Annotated in this window: 4 protein-coding genes and 1 pseudogene; 1 reads left to right on the top strand and 4 read right to left on the bottom strand. The window is 50.3% G+C overall.

The window, feature by feature from the left end; translation table 11 throughout:
* Positions 1-120 (top strand): IS4 family transposase (locus F1735_RS35940; protein WP_222853092.1); only part of this gene is annotated, 120 nt, incomplete at its 5' end.
* A gap of 89 nt (positions 121-209) precedes the next feature.
* Here the strand turns inward: F1735_RS35940 and F1735_RS32730 are convergent.
* The 4 genes and pseudogenes from F1735_RS32730 to F1735_RS32715 all read right to left on the bottom strand — a co-directional run.
* The gene (locus tag F1735_RS32730; RefSeq protein WP_167241078.1) at positions 210-1,052 is read right to left on the bottom strand and encodes a XamI family restriction endonuclease; all 843 of its coding nucleotides are present in this window, start codon (positions 1,050-1,052) and stop codon (positions 210-212) included.
* Between the two features lie 98 nt (positions 1,053-1,150).
* Entirely contained in the window at positions 1,151-2,785 is a 1,635-nt protein-coding gene (locus tag F1735_RS32725) for a class I SAM-dependent methyltransferase (protein ID WP_167241076.1), read from the bottom strand.
* A 593-nt stretch (positions 2,786-3,378) separates the two neighbouring features.
* The gene (rpsJ, locus tag F1735_RS32720) at positions 3,379-3,696 is read right to left on the bottom strand and encodes a 30S ribosomal protein S10 (protein WP_005663509.1); all 318 of its coding nucleotides are present in this window, start codon (positions 3,694-3,696) and stop codon (positions 3,379-3,381) included.
* Between the two features lie 112 nt (positions 3,697-3,808).
* A pseudogene (locus F1735_RS32715) lies at positions 3,809-4,020 on the bottom strand (elongation factor Tu); the annotation flags it as partial.

The raw sequence follows: 4,020 nt of genomic DNA, 5'->3' as shown, positions 1-4,020 counted from the left end.
CGCAAGAGCGATGGCGAGCCCGGCGTCAAGACGATCTGGCTCGGCTTGAAGGATGTTCACGTGGCGGCGGAAACGATACGCGCGCTACGGGGAATTGGCGCACTGAACACTTGTGTATAACGAGGTGATGTAAGGGAGACCATGGCGCATTGCTATCCATCACAACCAGGTGGATGATCTACTAGCTTGGTGCGAGAATTCAAAAACGCTCAGGATTTCGTTGATTCAATAAAGATTTCTAGATCTTCCAACCGATGCGCCCAAAAGATCATAATAGGTGTTTCTTGGGCCTCGTAAACATAATTCGGCTTAAATACACCGCGCAAAGCTACCGCAGTCAGGATCTGAGCTCCGAATTGACTATCCCAATTGCGGGCATCTTTTACTACTTCTTTGTTCAACCGTTTTCGGCTGTTAATTTCCGAATTTGAACTTTTGCACTCGACGACCAAGCGCCGCCGGTCGTAAAGCCCAATAACACAGTCGCCGTTATCATTCCCCAGCGTTGCGCTCGTCATATATTCACCCGGCCTTGGTAGATCCTCCGTGCTGAGAATCGGCGTCCTCGGCGTGGGAATTCGCGTAAACTTTAGCGCATCCAACAGTCTAACGACAGACCCTTCCAAGTCTTTCTTTTCATCACCACGACGTTTAGTCTGAACCCGTTGTATAGTCGCTGCGACAGCCGTGGCGACTTTTGCAACGTGCAACTCTTGACTTGTCGCAGCAGTTTTTGTGGATAGCCAAGGAAAACGTTTAGGGTCAATTGTTTGGCGAATCAAGTCTACAACTTCTTCGGCGAAACGTAGATCCGTACGCATAGCAGTTGCGGAGACGCTGCGACAGAGGACCGTCTCCAGATCATCAACCGAGATCGGAGGAGCGGCTAGATACCGAAAAGCCGTGTAAAACGCTGGATTTGAGACAATTTCCGCTAGTAAAATTTGATTTGTTGGATAACTAAAGAGCGAAGGAAGGCTGTCAATTACATAATCTGCAGCGGATTGGGCGCTAGGAAATTCTGCAAGATAGTCGCCCAACGGTTCGTTCATTCTTCGAAGTCGGAAAAGTTTAGTTGATTGCATGCAATCTTCAGCAATTTTTTCCAATGTCCATATTTGTCCACAGTTATAGCTCCCCCGCATTGCCATTAATACACACCTTTCAGAAGAAGTTCCGCATTCGGTATTTGGAGGCGGGCAACCTCAGATGGCTCGAATTTTGTCAGCCCGCCTGCGTAAACTCGTCCGGAATCTCGACTAACATTAGAGTTTAGCCAGGCAACCAGTTGCTCAACAGACTTCGTGGGCAAGGCCACTTTGGGGTATAGGCCATGGGCTACGTTGATAATTTTTGCTCCCGCAGTATTTACGGCAAAAACCGGTGGACGTCTTCCCATGTAGGTCACAACGATCTGCGGCGACACTTTCCTCATATCAACTCGCCACCAAGGGGTGCGATGTTCTGCAATCCAACCTTTATGGGCGTTCTCGGATTCAGCCCATTTTAGAAATTCCCGAACCGCCAAGTACTTTTCTGGATCCAGGTCATCAATTGCCGCCGGAAGTGCGACAACACGCCGCAAAGAAGTTATGTCATCAATCCTACCACCTGCATGAATGATATCAGTCGCATCGGTGATTGTAGGGATGAGAAATTCTTCGGCCAAACCAAATCGGTTGCTCTTAGCGACCCACACGCTGTTCTTCCCGGTGACTTGGCCACGACTCACCTTAAAAAGTTCTCCAAGGTCAATAAAATCTTCATTCCTGACGATCTTTTTATTCCTTAAGAGGATTGACCAGTTGCGTTCCCCTTTTGCAATGCCTTTGTCAGCCGAATGTCCACCCGTCAAATCAAGCAATTCTTCGATCTTTTCCAGCGCTCTGAACTTGAGTGTATTCCCAGTTGAGCCTGGTGCAAAACAAGTAATGCACGCGGAAACCATTGCATCTCCAAAGACGGGGACTTCTGGTGCTACGACATAAATTTCTCGACCTCCGAGACCGTTTGTCATCATATCGCGCATTGATTGACCGTAATTCACGTCGAGCCATTCGGCCGCTGTAATAAAGCAGCCTAGATCACCCGGGCGCGATAACATCAGAGTTTTTACAAAGAAGTGAAGGTGTAGACCAGCCAACTTACTGGATGCATGGCCAAGTGCCTTTAAACTGTTGCTATACCACTCTTTCCAAACTACAGGGATGTCATGATGTCTTACATAAGGAGGATTTCCAATAAAGAGTGTGCGGCCCTCAATTGGATCCAGCTGGAGTGTGCGAAAGTCGCCAATATGAATTTCAAGGCGGTTAGCCAAACCAAGGGCGGCAGCATTCGCCCGTAACAATAATGCAACAAGCGGATCCATTTCCGAAGCTACACCAATTGCATGACAATTCTGTCGTAGTCCGTGCAGCACGTATCGACCGGTCCCAGCTCCCGGATCAACAATTCGGGCAATATCGCCTTGTGAGTTTGCCCAATTGAACATGCCGACGACGGCCTCGACGGGAGTGAATGTTTGCCCTTTACACCGGCGCTGTTCTGGAGAGCGAATAGCGCAATAGGCAGCTCCCAACGGATCAGAACAGGAGACAATGGCTGCACGAACCGCCTCTACTAGCTCATCATTTACTGCCTCGCGATATTGGTCGACAATATCTTGTTCTTCCACCGACAAGGATGCATCAAAGACAAGCTTCTTTGCTACGGAAACCAGTGTCGGCAAGCTGACGAGGGCGCCTAAAAGATTATCATCTAGCCCAGGTAGTTCAAGTGTCATCGTGTCATTTTTCTTGGTTAGTCGCATACATGTCGAAGCCTTACGAAACATTTTCTGCATCGCATTCACTTGCAGAATGATACCTTAGAGCAGCAATTGAAGGGTAATGGTTAGCAGTGAGCAGTGAGGCAATAGCAACTGCTACCTACAAGTGCGACAGGCGGATTTGGGCTGCCTCTGTAGGTTGACACTTCTGAAGGCAGGGCGTTAAGCTGATGCCTCTCCCTGATCATAAACTTCATTCGCGAACGATGACGCACGATACTGTATAAAAAAACAGTATGTGTCGTTTACTATTGCTGCATGGGGCTCGGCTCGTGAAGGCTACATCTTTCGACCGGCTGGCTGGGATGCGCCGCTTTCCTGCCGGGTTCGACGCTACGCTGACTGATGTGTTACGAAGCGTATTTCCCTGCGATCGCCGTCTTGTTCGCAAAGACGGGCCAGCCCGATGCGGCCTATCTGGCCAGCTTCCATTGCAATTGTGTTCCCGATGCGAAACGCATCAGGGCCGGGTCCGTTCGCTGACAGCGAACTCGCCCGGCCCTGACTCGCCCGCGCACGTGAATGCGCTGGCGGCAACACTGCAATGATTATTGCAGTTTGATTTCGACGTCGACGCCAGCTGGCAGGTCCAGCTTCATCAGCGCGTCAACGGTCTTGTCCGTTGGGTCCACGATGTCCATCAGACGCTGGTGCGTACGGATTTCGAACTGGTCGCGCGAGGTTTTGTTGACGTGCGGCGAACGCAGGACGTCAAAACGCTGGATGCGGGTTGGCAGTGGGACCGGGCCTTTGACAACAGCGCCGGTACGCTTGGCGGTGTCAACGATTTCCAGTGCGGACTGGTCGATCAGCTTGTAGTCGAACGCTTTGAGGCGAATGCGGATTTTCTGGTTTGGTGCGGACATGGTAATTCCCTTAAAAAGAACGAACCGGCATGAAGCCGGCAATATGAATTTTTTGCTTGGGCACATCAGGCAAGAAAGCAAGTATACCTGCTTTCCTGCCTTTGACTACGAATTACTTACCAGCGACTTCGCTGAGAATCTTTGCAACAACACCTGCACCAACGGTACGGCCACCTTCGCGGATCGCGAAACGCAGGCCTTCTTCCATCGCGATCGGGTTGATCAGCTTGACGGTGATCGACACGTTATCGCCTGGCATAACCATTTCTTTGTCCGCTGGCAACTCGATCGAACCAGTCACGTCCGTGGTACGGAAGTAGAACT

It is taken from the genome of Massilia genomosp. 1 (genome assembly GCF_011682185.1).
GTDB lineage: Bacteria > Pseudomonadota > Gammaproteobacteria > Burkholderiales > Burkholderiaceae_D > Telluria_A > Telluria_A rubra.
The sequence above is the reverse complement of the archived record's forward strand: the minus strand, read 5'-3'. Positions and strand labels throughout refer to the sequence as shown.